Raw genomic sequence first — 17,297 nt, 5'->3', positions numbered from 1 at the left:
ATTCGCTTCCTTACGCCTTCTCAATGTTGACTAAAAACGCCTTAAACTCTGGCGTGTTTGAGTTGGCGTCACCCACGGACGGCGTCAATGTATTGGCCAGGAACCCTTTTCGAGTAGCACCCTCAAAACCCCAGTGGCACGGAATACCGATGGTCGGCACGGCTTTTCCGGCGACGTTCAGGGTTTGCAGACGCGCGGTCACCACTGCTTTAGCTTTGATAAAGCCACGACGGGAGGAGACTTTCACCCAGTCGCCCGCGTTGATGCCTTTTTCCTGCGCCAGCTGCTCGCCAATTTCAACAAACTGCTGCGGCTGGGCGATGGCGTTGAGTCGCGCATGTTTGGTCCAGTGGCGGAACAGTTCGGTAATCGAGTAAGTCGTGCCGACATACGGGAAGTCTCTCGCCTCACCGAGCATCGCTTTATCGCTTTCATAAAGGCGCACCACCGGGCTGTGGATCACATTCGGGTGCAATGGGTTAGTGCCAATCGGGCTTTCCATTGGTTCGTAATGTTCCGGGAACGGGCCGTCCGCCAGTTTGTTGAGGGCGAACAGATGGCCCAGACCATCGGGCAGCATGATAAATGGCCCCACTTTGTCTTCCGGCGCCGAAGTCGGCGGGAAGTCCGGCACATCGAAGCCCTGCCATTTTTTACCGTTCCACTGCATCAACGGACGAGTTGCATCCCACGGTTTCCCCTGTGCATCCGCTGATGCGCGGTTATAGAGAATGCGACGATTGAGCGGCCACGCCCACGACCAGTTGTTTACCGCACCGAGACCAGACGGATCCGCGTTATCGCGATTCGCCATCTGATTGCCCTGCTCGGTCCAGCTACCGGCGTAAATCCAGCACAGGCTGCTGGTCGAACCGTCAGCGCGCAGATGGGCAAACGAGCTAAGTTGCTGCCCCGCTTTCGCCAGCAATGTACCGTCTTTATCATGAACATCTTTCCAGGCACGACCGTTGGCCTCGCGCGCCAGCTCTTCCGGCTGAGGGTCGAGCGGGTCGGCGTAGCGCCAGTCGATAGCCATCAGCGGCTCAGGCGCAACGCCCCCTTCCTGGCGGTAAAGTTCACGCAGACGCAGGAAAAGTTGAGCAAGAATTTTGCTGTCGTGCAGCGCTTCTCCCGGTGGTGTAGCAGCAGAATAGTGCCACTGCAACCAGCGGGAAGAGTTAGCTACCGAACCATTTTCTTCAGCAAAGCAGGAGGTCGGCAGGCGGAACACTTCGGTCTGGATTTTGCTACTGTCTACATCGTTCATTTCATCGTGGTTTTGCCAGAAACTGGCGGTTTCGGTGGCCAGCGGATCCATTACCACCATAAACTTCAGCTTAGAGAATGCTTCAACGGCTTTGTTTTTATTCGGGAATGACGCCAGCGCGTTAAAGCCCTGCACCAGTAGACCATTGAACTGACCATCGACCATCATGTCGACCTGGCTGAGAACGTCGTATTTTTTGTCCCACTTCGGCAGATAATCGAAGCCCCACTGGTTTTCTTCCGTGGCGGCATCGCCATAAAAGCCTTTAAGCAGGCTGACCATAAACGCAGGGGTGTTCTGCCAAAAATTCACCTGCCCCGGGATCGTTGTTTTCGGTGTCGCCTGTTCAAGCAGCATTTGCAGGGTGGTCTGTTTTTCACTCGGCAGTGGCAGATAACCCGGCAGTGAGCCATCGAGCAAACCGAGGTCGGTATAGCCCTGAACGTTTGAGTGACCACGCAGGGCGTTAATCCCTCCGCCCATCATGCCGATATTGCCCAGCAGGAGCTGGATAATCGCGGCGGTACGGATGATCTGCGCACCGTTGGTGTGGTGCGTCCAGCCCAGCGCGTAGAGTATCGATGCCGTTTTATTGGTGGCGGCGGTTTCCGCCAGCGTCTGCGCGACGCGCAGGAATTCTCCGCGTGGTGTGCCGCAGACGGTTTCGACCATTTCCGGCGTATAGCGGCTGACGTGCGTTTTCAGCAGATTAAAGACACAACGCGGGTGACTCAACGTTTCATCACGTTTAACCTGGCCGTCTTCGCCCAGCTCATAGGCCCAACTGCTGCGATCGTACTGGCGAGTGACGTCATCGTAGCCGCTGAACAAACCGTCATCGAAACGGTAATCTTCACGTACAATCAGACTGGCATTGGTGAACTCACGCACGTACTGATGCTGAATTTTGTCATTCGCTAACAGATAGTTGACCATGCCGGAAAGGAACGCGACATCGCTGCCGGGGCGAATCGGCGCATACTGATCGGCAACGGCAGCGGAGCGGTTGAAGCGCGGATCAACCACCACCAGCTTCGCGCCACGATTTTTCTTCGCTTCGATAACCCATTTAAAACCGACCGGGTGCGCTTCTGCGGCGTTGCCACCCATAATCAGAATGACGTCGGCATTGCGGATATCAATCCAGTTGTTGGTCATCGCACCGCGCCCAAAGCTCGGAGCCAGTGCGGATACGGTCGGCCCATGGCACAGCCGTGCCTGGTTTTCTACGGCGACCATTCCCAGGCCACGAGCAAATTTATTGTCGATAACCCCGGTTTCGTTACTGGCGGCAGAAGAGCACAGCATACTGGTCGTCGCCCAGCGGTTAACCGTGACACCCTGCTGGTTTTTCACCTCAAAGTTGGCGTCACGATCCTCTTTCATCAGGCGCGCAATGCGCGTAAATGCGTCTTCCCAGCTAATACGCTGCCACTTGGTGCTGCCCGGGGCGCGATATTCCGGGTAATGCAGGCGGCTTTCACTGTTGATGAAATCCACCACGCCTGCACCTTTCGGACACAGTGAGCCGCGGCTGACCGGATGGTCCGCATCGCCCTCTACGTGATAAATACTTTCGCTGACGTTTTTTGCGTTATCGCCGAGGCTATACAGGAGCATTCCGCACCCGACAGAGCAATATGTGCAGTTGTTACGCGTCTCTTTGGCTTTTAAGAGTTTGTATTGACGAGTTTCCGCGTGAACGGAAAATGAGGATAGAAATCCGAGAGAGGCAACAGTTGTTCCTGCCATACCACCCGCGCAGATTCGGAAGAATTGCCTCCGATTAAGCTCCATGTAACCTCCAGCTTAAACTTAAGACTTGAAAAGGAACGGGTATTATCGTCATATGCACGACATAAAACCACTATCCTTTTGTGGTTATAGGGAGGCTACCTCGTTGCAGTTACCCACGTCGAAGAACAGACGTCTGTGAAGCGCTTTACCTGTTACCCGGCAGCTAAACAGCGCACGCTTAAAACGGTGTTGATCTTTCGCAGTGAACATTTTAGTTTCACAAAACCAGTCTTTCTCAACTCAAGTTAAGGATAACCATGCTTTGTCGAATGATTGTTGTATTGACAGGGATACTGAATTTAACAAGTTGCGTGGTGGCGGATATGGATTCAACAAACCATACCTCGGTCCCCTGGATACAGGTCTTTCAAAAAGTGGATTCGACAGGACAAACCAATAGTCATGAACGGAAAGAGGCGCTTTATAGTTGCGGCGTTGATCGACGTGAAAATCTCGACGACAAAAATTGGGGGTTAAATACTGTTTATAAAAATCAGACTATTGAAGAAATGATGGACAGAAAAGACAGAGTTATCTCCTGCATGAAAAGTAAAGGCTATCAGGTTTATGGTTTCGAACAGTGCGGGCCGTTAAAAGCGCCCAGCGGGTTATGCCCAAATTAATACGCTCCTCACTCCGGGCGTGCTCATGCCCCATCAGTTTTGAGCCAGAAGCGGAAGTTACTAACAACAATCAGTGTTAATAATTAGGGTATGGGTCAGCGTGAAAAAGCGTCGGGAAGCACCCACAGTACATTAGCGTATCATGCACAGTTTTTCGTCCCACACTCTACGTCCTGGAATAGTGGCTCCGGTAGTATTGGCGGCGTCGAGTCTTCATAGCGCAGCCAGTTCTGCCACTGATTATGAATCCTTAATTCAATCAGAGTTATTTCACGTTCAGCAGCTTTAACTCCCCGAATGGTGCCTCCTTGCCACTCTACACCAGTAGCATGTGATGCCGCATCAATCAGAATATCCCATGCCTTATTTTCTGCCTCAAAGGCATTAAGGGTCTGCTCATCCTGTGTTGCCAAAATACGCTGACGTGATGCGCTTACATACTTCGCTTCGACAGACTTAACTGCATCACGTTTTGTGCCCATACAATCATTCATATCAATAGTGGTCTGCCGGGGATTATTAGGGCAAGCTATCTCAAAAGTTTCAGCATTATCCTTCAGCACACTACTCGGCAGCGGAACCTCGGCATAAGCGTATAAACCGTATCCTAATAAAATAGCTAGCGGTATCAGACGATAGTGTAGTGGTGACATATTGGGAAGTTATTAAAGATTATTGATAAATCGACAGTAACACATCTCGAACATAAAGTTCATCCTGCTAGCTTGTCCGCTCCGTGTCAGACTGTTCCGGAGCGGTTCAGCTCAGAAACCGGATGAGATAAAGTATCCAGTTTCGGTTCCCGTACTATTTGGCCCCCCAATATGGCGGGTGAGATGGTCAGTTCCAGTATTCGTATTTCGTCGTCATGACGGCTTTATGTTTGTCCGCATATTGTTTACCCGTCCGATCGACGGGGACGATCATAATATCCATATTGGCGCGTGTGCATTCTCCATGCAAATTCCACTCCTCACACGTGGTCAGGTTCTTTTCGATAGTGAAATACGTCTGGGTCTTGCTCAAGGACAGGTCACGGCCCTCGTTATCATAAGCATACTCTTCTATGGTTGAGGGAGACTGGGTTTTGATCAGGCGATCATTACCATCATAGCTGTATACAATCGTATAGTTGTTTATCGCCATACTTCCTTTGTTTACCGCCCTTGCCAGCAACCCTGATGAATTGAAAACGTAGTCTATTGCGCCCACAGTGGTTTTGTCTTTATCTCCTGCTTTTGTGGCCGCGATAATCGAACGATTAGCCGCGTGGCTGATGAATCCCTTATTGTTTAGCTGGTACAGTCCTTCCAGAGTCTGCCGATAGAGTTGTGTGGTCTTCTGACTGTCGTTATCGGTTATGACTCCGTTTGCATCCATCTGAATGCGCCAGCCAAATTCCGTTCTGTTCAGCTGGACTTCATTGGTAGCCGTGAAAACATTTTTTGTCGGGCCTGTTGAGATTTTGACCTCTTTTATACTGCTGCCAATGAGCTCACCGCATTGCGTAAAGTGGCTTTGAGCCGATGCGCGGAGATAACCATCAGGGCTATCAATAGTCATTTCAACCGATTTGGGGATTTCTGTTCTTGTCTGCTGGCTCAGGAGGATGAAGTTGTTCAGTTTGTTTTTAGCGAAGGTTTCCGCTGTGCATTGTGCTGCATAAGTCTGGAAAGTGCAGAGGGATAAGAGAGTAATAAACAGGTTTTTATTATTGAATGGCATTATTTGTTGTCCTCAGGAACCGATCAATTATCTGAATGTACTATTTAACTTGCCTGGGAAAGGTTTATTTCTTGGGCTCGGTTGAACTCCGGCATCGTCTCATCGGTATGGAGTGGCGAAATAAACTGTGCCTTTAAATCAAATAATCGGTTCTTTTTCCCACACCTGATGAAACAATGCGCGATTCCAGTCCGGCTTGAGCCGACCACGCCGTTTAAGGCGCTCACCATTATATATTGGGTGTTCGGCGGGCCACTGCGCTTTGCCGAAACAATCCTGAATGTATCCTACGGCTCACGGAATCACCACACCCAAGATTGGTATTTGAGTGCCCTATAAGCGGCAATAATTATGTTCGCTTCTCGATCGAAGCGGATCTACTGCTTAGTTAGCTCGTCCGCTCCGTGCCATGAGCGGACGTTGCTAGTTTTGACCAGAAAATTGCTCAGTTATCTTTGATCAACTGAGATACACAAGACAAATTACGGAACTTGTTCTGCCAGGGCATGCCGTAGCCTATCAGCAGATCATCATTCTCCATTTCATAAGCGTAATAACAGCGCGCAGGAATGGATATGCGGCCGGGTTTTACGAAAAGCACGGCAACCGAGACTGACTGTGGGTTATATTTTTCGTTAAGGTGTTCAACAAGCCGTTTCATTGTCCCCCCGGATTCGATCGCGTCATCGATAACAATCACATTTCGTCCTTCAATGCCGATGTTATTATGGAAGACAATCTCTGACGCGTTATTGCGCTCTCCAGGTGTGTGCGGGCAAGAAATATAATCCATTTCAACATCAAATTTCAGCTTTCTGGTTAAGTCAGCGGTGAGGAATATCCCTCCTGGTGTAACGGTAATAATCACCGCATCACTGAAGTCAGAATTAAGCCTGTCGGCAACAAGATTGACACCTTCCGCGATTGCGGATTCGTTGAGTATGATTTTTCCTGCATACGAATGATTCATTTTAGTCACTCTCCTTTACTGAATCTATTTTGACACTCTGGCGGGCCCCCACCGGCTATAGCCCTGTCCGGAATATCACGGGTCACAACGCTCCCTGCGGCAATAACAACATCATTGCCGATCTTCACTCCCGGAAGAATGACCGATTCACCTCCAACCCAGACGCGGTCGCCGATTGGTTTCCTCTGAATTCAACGTATCATCGGCGGGCGATGCTTCGTGAAAATATCAGCTCAATCGCTTCGTGCCTCTTTGAAATAGAGAACAAGCATTGCTGATAATGCGTTATGTTTATGAGTCTCAAACCACGCGGAACTGAGTTTTTCCAGGTTCACAGCGTATTGCTCAAGTCTTTTCATACATACTGGCGCACACATTTTTCCCGCTCTCCCGATCAACATGGTCAAAAGATACCTGCCCGGTACATCACACGTGTATGATATTCACAGACCCACTATGCTTCATTGTGTACACTTATGCAATTTTACGTTTATTTTGAGAGTATAGAATGATTGATTATGACGCCCTGCCTGAACAGAGGCAGGAAGTGATTTACCAGATTCTGCAGCAGACCGGTCGGGTGATTGGCGCTGATATTGCCCGCCAGCTGGGCGTGTCTGAACACACGATACGCAGAGATTTGCAGGCGATGGTCCGCAAGGGGATGTGTAAAAAGGTCTACGGGGGGGCTGTCAGCCAGTTCAAACAATCCGCAAGCTTTGAAACGCGGGTTATGCACAGCATTGAGGAAAAGTCAGGGGTGGCAAGGCGTTGTGCGGAACTGATCAGACCCGGAACCTGTATCTTTATAGATGGGGGGTCGACGTATCTTGCTATGGTCAGCTTCATTCCTGAGGATTACGATCTCACTATCGTGACAAATTCCCCACAAATAGCAGCGGCCCTGAGCGGACGCAAGCAGGGGGAAGTTATTATGCTGGGCGGAAAACTCAATTCACAGACCGGAAGCATTCTGGGGTCAGAGCCGCTTAATCACGTCAGGGAGATGTTGTTTGATCAGATGTTTATCGGCGTCTGCGGATTAGACCTTCAGGCAGGGCTGACGGCTGTTTACTATGAGGATGCCTGCTTCAAAAAAGAAGTGATGCGCCAGAGCAATGAGGTTATCGCCGCTGTCATTGCGGATAAAATGCCTCAGGTCGCCCGGTATAAAGTCGCTTCATGTGAGGATCTTGATGTCGTCGTGGCAAGCAGCCAAACGGATACAAGCTCTCTTGCGCATACAAATATACGGCTGGAAATTGCAGGCTGATATGCACCCAATCTTCGGGAAGGCATGTGTTAAGCCTTCCCTTTCATTCCCGTCAGGATTGTAGTGCAAGCAGGCGGTTGATGGTTTCCATTACCGCACTGTCATCGTTGGTTCCGGTGACAAAACGCGCCGCGTGCTTTACCTCTTCAAAAGCGTTTCGCATGGCAAAGCTATATTCTGCCTGGGCCAGAAGCTCCAGATCGTTGTAGCCGTCACCAAAGGCCATTGTTTCTGCCGGACTGACATTCAGGATTTCCTGAAGTTTTTGTACGGTGCTTCCCTTGTGCACGCCATAACCGGCAATATCGATCCATGAGGCTTCAGACACTACGATGTACACATCATCCTCAAACGGACTCAAGTGCGGGCGAGTTTGCGGGCAATTTCCTTCCTCATCAAAAACAGTGATTTTGACAAAATCACTGTCGACCCTGTTAAAGTCCACGGTCTCTAGCATGCGGGCATAGGAGCGTCTGACTTTATCCTTTAGATGCTGGGGAACATCAGAGCGAACAATCGCGCCTTCCGGAGTACAGGCAATAATGACATGCGTGGAGCTCACTTCCTCTAGCGTGTTAATGATTGCCTTGCCTGTCGCATTATCTATCAGTGACTGAAAGGCAAAATTACCCTTATGTTTGATGCGTGTAGCGCTATCGCCCACTATCCAGATGTCTTTACTTAATTCCCCGAAAAGCTCTTCCACCCGCTCGCATTGCTTGCCGGTACATGCAGCAAAATGCACCCCGTTGGACAACATATTCGCCCACGTTTTGGCAAATAAATCACGGTCATAGTCCCCATGGCTGTTTAAAAATGTGCCATCAAGATCCGTAATAATCAGTTTTATCATGCTTCCTCCTGACTGCCTGGTCATCAATAGTCGTTTTGAACACATAAATCTGAGCGCTTAAACGTTACGTAAATCAAAGTATCACTGCATGATAGATCATGCAGAGTTATGTTTACTTGTGTTCATTTTATTGATGAGTAAGCAAGAGATAATGGCCGCTTCTCGCTCAAAGCCGGCCGTGCTGTGCCTGGAAGCGGATTTGTGCCACCGCGGGACGTTCAAATCGTCAACGGGTGTCTATAGTTAATCTATCGTCCCTTCGCTAATACACTCACATCATGCTCTTTTCTTTCAGAACGTATTTTCACGGGCGCATGCGTTTGCTGGTTGCTATTTTGGCCGGAGTCATCTGCTTTTTAGCCCTTCCCCCCGAGCAGGGATATCTGCAACGGTTGCTGATAGGCTGGAATGTGCTGGCGTGGCTATATTTGTTCTTTCTGTGGTTTCGTATGTTACGCACTGATGTGAAGGATATTCCGCATATTGCCAGAATGCAGGATGAGAGCGCGGGGCTGGTGCTGGGCATGATGATTCTCGGCTGCCTGGTCAGTATCCTGGCGATCCTGATTGAGCTGACCTCACTAAAGCACCTCACCGGAACACCGCGCGTGCTGCATCTGCTGTTGACCGGCACCACGCTGGCGGTTTCCTGGGCCTTATTGCCCACTTCATTTGCCATGCATTACGCTCACCACCATTACTTACACCGAAGTAAAAACGTCACGCCGATGATCTTTCCGGAAAAACCGGAAGAACCCGGTTACTGGGATTTCCTCTATTTTTCCTTCACCATCGCTGTGGCGTCACAAACCGCCGATGTGGCGACCGGTACCACCGACATGCGACAAATTACGTTGCTCCAGTCCGTGATTTCTTTTGTATTCAATCTGGCGATCCTTGGTCTGTCGGTGAACGTCGGCGCCGGGCTTCTGAGCTGAACTTCCGCAGAAGGTGGCTCATGGTGACGGTAAACTCCTCGCATCGCGCGTTCGCGTGAAAAGAATATGATGCTCGATCACGAATGCCGCAGATTGCTTCAAAATAATTACCGTATTTGTTATATTGTTGTTTATTGCTTATTCACCTCTGCGGTGCCAAAAAGAACAAGATTCACCGCAACCCAGGACAGAAAAATGTTAGATTACCGCTTCCCGACAGCTTTGCAGATGGTTCTCAGCGTAGCGATGGCGGAGCAATTGGGTGAACGTTCGACGAGTGCAATTCTGGCCTACGGCCTGGAAGCGAATCCGAGCTTCATCCGCAAATTGATGGTTCCGCTCACGCGTGACGGCATTATCGTCTCAACGCTTGGCCGTAACGGCTCAATTCATCTTGGTCGCCCGCCGGAAGAGATCACCCTGCGCGACATCTACCTTTCCGTTATCGAAGATAAAAAGCTGTGGGCGTCGCGCCCTGATGTACCGCCCCGCTGTGTGGTCAGCGCTAACGCCTGCTGGTACTTTAAATCGATTTCTGAAGAAGCTGAGCAGGCGTCGTTAGAGGTATTAGCCCGCCATACTGTGGCAAGCGCCCTGGAAGCGGTCAAAAACGCCGACAGCAGCGGATGTGATCCGCTCCCCGAGCTTATGGCTCAGTATCAAAAATCCTCTTAACGCTTTCCTTGTTACGAAAAAAAACCGCCTTCATTGTGAAGGCGGTTTTTTATTATCTGCGACGTTCCTACGCAGGCAGAACTTCTCTTGCCACTTTGCCGCGCGTCACGAATTTACGCAGCGTCACGTAGAACACCGGCGTCAGGAACAGACCAAACAACGTCACGCCCAGCATCCCGGAGAATACGGTGATCCCGGTAACGCCGCGCACTTCTGCCCCCGCGCCGTGGCCAAGGATCAGTGGAATGGTCCCGGCAATAAAGGCGATGGAGGTCATCACAATCGGACGTAAACGCAGGCGGCAGGCCTCCAGCGCGGCTTCCATAATGCCTTTTCCCTGAATTTCCAGCTCGCGGGCAAACTCCACGATAAGGATCGCGTTTTTACACGCCAGCCCCATCAGCACCACCAGCCCCACCTGCACGAACACGTTGTTATCGCCACCAGTCAGCCAGACGCCAAACAGCGCGGACAGCATGGTCATCGGAACGATCAGGATCACCGCCAGCGGCAGCGTCCAGCTTTCATACAGCGCCGCCAGCACCAGGAACGCCAGCAGCACCGCAACCGGGAAGACGATCAGCGCCGTATTACCCTGCGTGGCCTGCTGGAAGCTCAGGTCCGTCCATTCAATATTCATCCCGTTTGGCAGGATTTGTTTAGACATCGCATCCAGCTGCGTCATCGCCTGAGCGGACGAGAGCACGCGCGGGTCGGCATCGCCAATCAGATCCGCTGCCGGGTAGCCATTGTAGCGGATAACCGGATCCGGCCCGTAGGTGGTCGTGATTTTCACCATGCTGCCAATCGGCACCATTTCGCCCTGGTTATTACGGGTGCGTAAATTCGCAATATCTTCCACGCTGTCGCGGAACGGCCCGTCGGCCTGGGCCATCACGCGCCAGGTACGCCCGAACTGGTTGAAATCATTCACGTACGACGAACCCAGATAAGTTTGCAGCGTACCGAAGAGATCGGTCAGCGATACGCCCTGCGCTTTCGCCTTATCACGGTCAACCTGTACGTCCAGCTGCGGAACGTTAGCCTGATAGGTTGAGATCGGGAAATGCATCCCCGGCGTCTGCATAATCGCACCGGACATGGTGTTCACCGCGTTTTGCAGCGCACCATAGCCCAGGCCCGCGCGATCCTGAATGTACAGGGAATAACCCGACCCCTGACCCAGCCCTAAAATCGGCGGCGGCAGGATGGAGAAGCCAAAGCCCTCCTGAATTTGCGCAATTTTGGCGTTGATCTCAGCGTTAATTTCCGCCGCAGTATGTTTACGCTGATCGAACGGTTTCAGGCCAAAGAAGACTGTCCCGGTGTTCGGCGTGTTGGTGAACTGCAACGCATTCAGCCCCGGAAACGCGACCGCATAGTCCACGCCTTCAGTATTCATCCCGATTTCGCTCATTTTGCGGATCACCGCATCGGTGCGCGCCAGAGATGAACCTTCCGGCATTTTCACGCCGCCAATCAGGTACAGCTTATCCTGCGTCGGAATAAACCCGCCGGGTACCGCTTTAAACATCACGCCTGCCGCGCAAAGCAGCAGCAGATACACGGCAAACACCGCGCCGCGTCGCCCGAGCGTTTTCCCCACCAGCCCCTGATAGCCGTTCGAGCTGCGATGGAAAAAGCGGTTAAACGGACGGAAGATCCAGCCGAACAGACGATCGATAAGCCGGGTCGGAAAATCTTTCGGCGCGCCGTGTGGTTTTAACAGCAGTGCCGCCAGCGCCGGAGAGAGCGTCAGCGAGTTAATGGCGGAAATCACCGTTGAAATCGCAATCGTCACCGCAAACTGCTTGTAGAATTGACCGGTAACGCCGGAGAGAAACGCCATCGGCACAAACACCGCGCACAGCACCAACGCAATCGCGATGATCGGCCCGGACACTTCTCGCATCGCCTGATGCGCCGCCGCAAGCGGTGCAAGACCCTCTTCGATATTTCGCTCGACGTTCTCCACCACCACGATGGCGTCATCCACCACGATACCAATGGCGAGAACCAGCCCGAACAGGCTCAGGGTATTCAGTGAAAAGCCCAGCAGGTAGAGAATACTGAAAGTCCCCACCACGGATACCGGCACCGCGATCAGCGGAATGATCGACGCGCGCCAGGTTTGCAGGAACAGAATCACCACCAGCACGACCAGCACCACCGCTTCCAGTAGCGTTTGCACGACCGCACGGATGGAGTCGCGCACAAACACCGTCGGATCGTAAGGTGCGGCCCACTTCATGTCTGCCGGGAAGCGCGTGGACAGTTCATCCATTTTAGCGCGCACCGCGTTAGACAAATCGATGGCGTTCGCCCCCGGAGACTGGAAGATACCAATCCCGACCGCGTCTTTATTGTTCAGCTGGGAACGCAGCGCATAGCTGCCGGAGCCCATTTCGATACGTGCCACGTCACGCAGGCGGACAACCGATCCGTCCTGCGCCGTTTTCAGCACAATATTGCCGAACTCCTCTTCGGTATGCAGGCGGCCCTGGGCGTTAATAGAAATCAGGAAATCGCTCTCTTTCGGCAGTGGCTCAGCACCAAGCTGCCCGGCAGAAACCTGCACGTTCTGCTCTTGCATCGCCGTGACCACATCCGAAGCGGTCAACCCGCGTGACGCCACCTTGTTGGGATCCAGCCAGATGCGCATCGCGTATTCACCCGAGCCGAAAATCTGGATCTGACCGACACCGGGCAGACGCGCCAGCTCATCCTTCACTTTCAGCGTGGCGTAGTTGCGCATATACAGGGAGTCGTATTTCCCGTTGGGCGAAAACAGATGCACCACCAGCGTCAGCGTCGGCGACTGTTTCTGGGTGGTAATGCCCAGACGTCGCACATCCTCCGGCAGGCGCGCTTCAGCCTGCGCGACCCGGTTTTGCACCTGAACCTGCGCCTGATCCGGGTCGGTTCCTGGACGGAAGGTTACGGTGGTCACCAGCACGCCGTCAGAGCCCGCAACGGATTTCATGTACATCATGTTTTCAACGCCGTTGATCGCCTCTTCCAGTGGCGTCGCCACGGTCTCGGCAATCACTTTCGGGTTGGCGCCCGGGTACTCCGCGCGTACCTGCACGCTTGGCGGCACGACGTCAGGATATTCGCTCACCGGCAACAGCGGGATGGCGATCAACCCTGTGATAAAAATCAGAATCGACAGTACGGCGGCAAAAATCGGCCTGTCGATGAAAAAACGGGAAAAGTCCATGGGTTGGATTCTCAGGTAAGGGATCAGTTAAGGGCGGCGTTGGCGGTCATGGCAACGGTTTTCGCGTTAACCGGCATCCCCGGCATAAACACTTTTTGCAATCCCTCGACGATGACTTTATCGCCAGGATTTAGCCCCAGCCGCACGATGCGTAAACCGTCGGCCAGACGCCCTGGCGTAATGTCGCGACGCTGCGCCTTCCCCTCTTTATCCACGATATACACGTATTTACGATCCTGATCGGTCAGCACGGCTTTGTCGTCGATAAGCGTGGCTTTGAATTCCGCACTGCCCGGCAGGCGTACGCGGGCAAACAGACCCGGCGTGAACTGCCGCTGCGCGTTATCCAGCAGCGCGCGCATACGGATCGTGCCGGTACTTGGCGTGAGCTGATTATCAAGGAAGTCCACTTTGCCCTGATGGGGATAACCCTCTTCGCCCGTCAGGCCAATCTCAACGGGAAGCGCCATGTGATTACTGGACGCCCCTTGCCCGCTGCGGGCCAGATTTTGATAGTGAAGGTAGGTCGACTCATCCACGTCAAAGTAAACGTAAACCGTTTTCTGCGAGACCAGCGTGGTGAGCACGCTGGCAGTGTCGCCCGCAGTGACCAGGTTGCCGCTGGTGATCAGCGCACGGCTGGCACGGCCGTCGATAGGTGCGGTGACTTTGGTGAAATCCAGGTTGAGCTGTGCGGCATCAACCGCTGCCTGTGCGGCGCGAATATCGGCCTGCGCCTGAGTGGCGGCCGAACGACGCTGCTCCCACTCTTCACGGGAAACCACGTTGGTATTGACCAGTTTATCGGTACGGTTTGCCTCACTTTGCGCCAGGCTGGCCTGGGTTTTGGCTCTCGCCAGGTTCGCCTGTGCCTGTTCCAGCGCCGCACGATAGGTTCGGTCATCAATGGTGAACAGCACCTCGCCCTTTTTCACTTCCTGGCCGTCGGCATAATTCACTTTATCGATATAACCGGAAACGCGTGGACGCAGCTGAACGCTTTCCACCGCTTCAATCCGGCCGTTAAAACTATCCCACTGGCTAATAGATTTCACGACCACGTCAGCGGCACTGACAGTGGGCGCAGGTGGCGCGGCGTTTTGCGCGACGCTGTTATCACATCCGACGAGCAGCAGGGAGAGCAACATCGCTCCCAGCGCGCTCGGATAAACGTTACCCCAGGTTTTTTGCAGGCTCATTATTTTTATTCCGGTATTGGTAGCCGCCGGGCAAGACGCTGCGGGAGACGCCGCGCCACTTCCTTTGTCCGGTAGCTGGCTTAAGGCCATTTGTGCCGTTCATCGCCACAAAACTGTAACAGTTGCGAATACACTATTCGCGGCGATTGTAGGAAGGCGCTTAATTAAGTGCAAGAATAATTGTTGCACTTTATGTGCTATTTGTATCGATGTGAAAAGACCCATTTCGGGCTTGGATTTAAATGCAACAATAAAACTTGCAATTAACGTAAAAACACGCCACCTTTAAATGCAACAAACAAAGATACTTTTAGATATACTGCTTGGGGTAACCAGATGAACACTGGCGCATTTATGCATGATTTACTTGACTGGATCGACAACAACCTGGATAGCCGTCTTGATATTGAGTCCGTCGCCAGGCGATCCGGCTACTCGAAATGGCACCTCCAGCGCCTGTTCAAGGAACATACAGGCTATCCCCTCGCGGGGTATATTCGCGCGCAAAAGCTGCAAAAATCGGTTGAGCGCTTAACCCGCAGCGATGAACCCATTCTGAACGTGGCGATCGCACTGGGCTTTGACTCCCAACAGTCCTTCAACCGCAGCTTTAAGCGTCAGTATGGTCAGGCACCTGGGGCATGGCGGCGCAGTTTAGGTGGCCCACAAGCGCAGCAACTACGCCAGTAATCCAGGGTGTGCCGGGTAACTTACTCAGGAATCATCACCCGCAATCGACGGAAATGCTCTTTCGTATGCTGGCAATAAAATTGTCACGGATGACATCCTCCTTGCTTGTGTCCCACGCGATGCCCACCTTCCAGCTTATCGACTCCCCCGTTAACGGGATAATCACCAGTTCCGGCGGCGCGATATGTGTAACGCTGGTGGGCAGAATGGCAACACCGATACCCGCAATCACCATCGCGACGATAGTCTGGATATCGTCAGTCAGTTGAGTTGATGAGATGAAAAGATCGTTGTCGTGCAGATAACGGTCGATCTGCGTATTTAAACCCCGTCCTCGCTCATCATAAAGGCGTAACAAGGGACGTTTTGCTAGCCACTGTGCAGCAGACATTTTCGCAGACGTTGCGGGCGCCACCAGAACCAGCCGATCGGTAAATAACGGCAGGTATTCAAGCGCCACAGGGGCTGGAACCCTGACAAAACCGACCTGAAGCTCATCATTTTGCAAAAGCTCGTACTGCTGGAATGAGGGAAGATCCGTCAATGACATCTCTACGCCAGGATAGTCGCGGCGAAAGTCAGCAATACAGCGTGGTGCCAGATAAAAGCTTGAGAGACCGAACCCAACGGCGATATGCCCCTCCATTCCTTTTGATACCCACTCAGCATGTTGCATGAATGACTGGGTTTGCCTGACCACTTTTTCAGCCTCTGGCAGCAAACGCCTGCCAGAGGCCGTCAGTATTGCGCCGTGACGACCACGTGAAAAAAGAGACATATTCACCTGGGATTCGAGGAGATTAATCTGTTTGGTCAGTGCCGGTTGCGAGATAAACAACGCCCGCGCCGCATCGGCATAATTTCCTTTTTCAGCCAGTATCAAAAAGGCTTTGAGCAAACGGATGTTCAATTTTACATTCCAGATGGTTATCGAAATCAGAAATCATTTGATTATACAGTTATTGGTTATCGTTATGTAATTCAGTTTCGATGACAACTGGAGACACATCATGAACGAATCTCAATCCTTAAAGGCGGCAACCGTGCAGTTTCAGCACCAGGCCAATAACAAAAAACACAACCTGCTGATCATGGAGAAATTTATTGAACAGGCGGCGCTTGAGCAGGTGAAAATCCTCACGTTCCCTGAAATGTGTATCACCGGGTATTGGCACGTACCCAAACTCACCGCAACTGAGGTGTCTGCTCTGGCAGAGTCGATTGCTGATAGCCCTTCCCTGACGTTAATTCGCGCTCTGGCGATAAAACATCAAATGCTGATTGGCGCCGGTCTTATTGAAAGGGCCGACGATGGCCGCCTTTATAATGCCTATGTTGCCTGTATGCCGGACGGCTCAATGCATACGCATCGTAAACTCCATGCTTTTGAACATCCGGCCATCAGCAGCGGGGACAGCTTTACCGTTTTTGATACCCCCTGGGGAGTGAAAGTCGGTATCCTGATTTGCTGGGACAATAATCTGGTCGAAAATGTGCGCGCAACGGCGCTGCTGGGGGCAGATATTCTTCTCGCGCCGCATCAAACAGGCGGTACCGATTCCCGCAGCCCTCACGCGATGAAGCGTATTCCGCTGGCACTCTGGGAAGAACGGGAAACGCGCAAGGATGAAATTACAGCTGCATTCAAAGGGGCAAGCGGTCGGGAATGGCTCATGCGCTGGCTGCCTGCCCGTGCCCATGACAACGGATTATTTCTTCTTTTCAGCAACGGTGTCGGTGCAGATGATGACGAAGTGCGCACAGGGAATGCCATGATCCTCGACCCTTATGGAAGGATCATTGTTGAAACCTGGGCAGCGGAAGATGCTATGGTGAGCGCTGAACTGGATTTAAGCCTGCTCGCAATGAGCACCGGACGCCGCTGGATCCATGGTCGTCGCCCTGATTTATACCAGATACTGACACAGCCGCAGGGCTATGAACGTGATGCGATCAGTGCGCGGTTTTCGAATGTGATCCCTGCTCGCCGGGAGTGAATGGATTTTTTAGCTGCAACATAACCCTGGGATTGTTATACTGTTTATAATTACAGTGTGAGGTGCGCAT

At 52.2% G+C, this 17,297-nt stretch carries 15 protein-coding genes; 6 read left to right on the top strand and 9 right to left on the bottom strand.

The features are described from left to right. Positions 1-10: 10 nt before the first annotated feature. A complete protein-coding gene (gene fdnG / locus M987_RS15870) occupies positions 11-3,064 on the bottom strand; it encodes a formate dehydrogenase-N subunit alpha (protein ID WP_014070119.1) in 3,054 nt (1,017 codons plus the stop codon). Between the two features lie 323 nt (positions 3,065-3,387). Between fdnG and M987_RS15865 the strand changes: the two genes are divergently transcribed. Beyond that, on the top strand, positions 3,388-3,687 hold the full coding sequence (locus M987_RS15865) for a hypothetical protein (protein WP_245551569.1): 300 nt from the start codon (positions 3,388-3,390) through the stop codon (positions 3,685-3,687). Between the two features lie 140 nt (positions 3,688-3,827). Here the strand turns inward: M987_RS15865 and M987_RS15860 are convergent, their stop codons facing one another. From M987_RS15860 to M987_RS25295, 4 genes are all read right to left on the bottom strand, one after another. Further along, positions 3,828-4,340, bottom strand: a complete 513-nt coding sequence (locus tag M987_RS15860; RefSeq protein ID WP_014070117.1) for a lysozyme inhibitor LprI family protein — start codon at positions 4,338-4,340, stop codon at positions 3,828-3,830. A 187-nt stretch (positions 4,341-4,527) separates the two neighbouring features. Then, positions 4,528-5,412, bottom strand: a complete 885-nt coding sequence (locus tag M987_RS15855; protein ID WP_014070116.1) for a hypothetical protein — start codon at positions 5,410-5,412, stop codon at positions 4,528-4,530. 445 nt (positions 5,413-5,857) lie between these two features. Next, on the bottom strand, positions 5,858-6,382 hold the full coding sequence (locus M987_RS15850) for a phosphoribosyltransferase (protein ID WP_014070115.1): 525 nt from the start codon (positions 6,380-6,382) through the stop codon (positions 5,858-5,860). A 5-nt stretch (positions 6,383-6,387) separates the two neighbouring features. Beyond that, a complete protein-coding gene (locus M987_RS25295; protein WP_425359149.1) occupies positions 6,388-6,558 on the bottom strand; it encodes a DapH/DapD/GlmU-related protein in 171 nt (56 codons plus the stop codon). Between the two features lie 332 nt (positions 6,559-6,890). Here M987_RS25295 and M987_RS15845 point away from each other — a divergent pair, with 332 nt between their 5' ends. After that, positions 6,891-7,655: a DeoR/GlpR family DNA-binding transcription regulator gene (locus M987_RS15845; RefSeq protein ID WP_014070113.1), complete on the top strand. Its 765-nt coding sequence runs from the start codon at positions 6,891-6,893 to the stop codon at positions 7,653-7,655. A 52-nt stretch (positions 7,656-7,707) separates the two neighbouring features. Here the strand turns inward: M987_RS15845 and M987_RS15840 are convergent, their stop codons facing one another. Beyond that, entirely contained in the window at positions 7,708-8,508 is an 801-nt protein-coding gene (locus M987_RS15840; protein ID WP_014070112.1) for a Cof-type HAD-IIB family hydrolase, read from the bottom strand. Between the two features lie 278 nt (positions 8,509-8,786). Between M987_RS15840 and M987_RS15835 the strand changes: the two genes are divergently transcribed. Then, a complete protein-coding gene (locus M987_RS15835; protein WP_014070111.1) occupies positions 8,787-9,446 on the top strand; it encodes a DUF1345 domain-containing protein in 660 nt (219 codons plus the stop codon). A 195-nt stretch (positions 9,447-9,641) separates the two neighbouring features. Next, positions 9,642-10,121, top strand: coding sequence for an efflux pump transcriptional repressor OqxR (gene oqxR / locus M987_RS15830; RefSeq protein ID WP_014070110.1), 480 nt, complete (start codon positions 9,642-9,644; stop codon positions 10,119-10,121). A 67-nt stretch (positions 10,122-10,188) separates the two neighbouring features. Here oqxR and oqxB read toward each other — a convergent pair whose 3' ends face one another. Together oqxB and oqxA are read right to left on the bottom strand one after the other, a co-directional pair. After that, a complete protein-coding gene (gene oqxB, locus M987_RS15825) occupies positions 10,189-13,341 on the bottom strand; it encodes a multidrug efflux RND transporter permease subunit OqxB (protein WP_014070109.1) in 3,153 nt (1,050 codons plus the stop codon). A 23-nt stretch (positions 13,342-13,364) separates the two neighbouring features. Continuing rightward, entirely contained in the window at positions 13,365-14,540 is a 1,176-nt protein-coding gene (oqxA, locus tag M987_RS15820) for a multidrug efflux RND transporter periplasmic adaptor subunit OqxA (RefSeq protein WP_014070108.1), read from the bottom strand. Positions 14,541-14,876: 336 nt separating this feature from the next. Between oqxA and M987_RS15815 the strand changes: the two genes are divergently transcribed. Continuing rightward, positions 14,877-15,230 (top strand): helix-turn-helix domain-containing protein, encoded by a 354-nt coding sequence (locus M987_RS15815; protein ID WP_014070107.1) that lies wholly within the window; start codon positions 14,877-14,879, stop codon positions 15,228-15,230. A gap of 34 nt (positions 15,231-15,264) precedes the next feature. Here M987_RS15815 and M987_RS15810 read toward each other — a convergent pair whose 3' ends face one another. Next, positions 15,265-16,140 carry a LysR family transcriptional regulator gene (locus tag M987_RS15810; RefSeq protein ID WP_014070106.1) on the bottom strand — a complete coding sequence of 292 codons (876 nt, stop codon included), beginning with the start codon at positions 16,138-16,140 and terminating at the stop codon, positions 15,265-15,267. Positions 16,141-16,240: 100 nt separating this feature from the next. Between M987_RS15810 and M987_RS15805 the strand changes: the two genes are divergently transcribed. Beyond that, complete coding sequence (locus M987_RS15805; protein WP_014070105.1) at positions 16,241-17,227, top strand: nitrilase family protein; 987 nt, start codon at positions 16,241-16,243, stop codon at positions 17,225-17,227. Positions 17,228-17,297: the final 70 nt, after the last annotated feature.

This window comes from Enterobacter soli ATCC BAA-2102, assembly GCF_001654845.1.
GTDB classification, from domain to species: domain Bacteria; phylum Pseudomonadota; class Gammaproteobacteria; order Enterobacterales; family Enterobacteriaceae; genus Enterobacter; species Enterobacter soli.
Note: the sequence above shows the minus strand (reverse complement) of the source record. Positions and strands in the feature narration are given on the sequence as shown.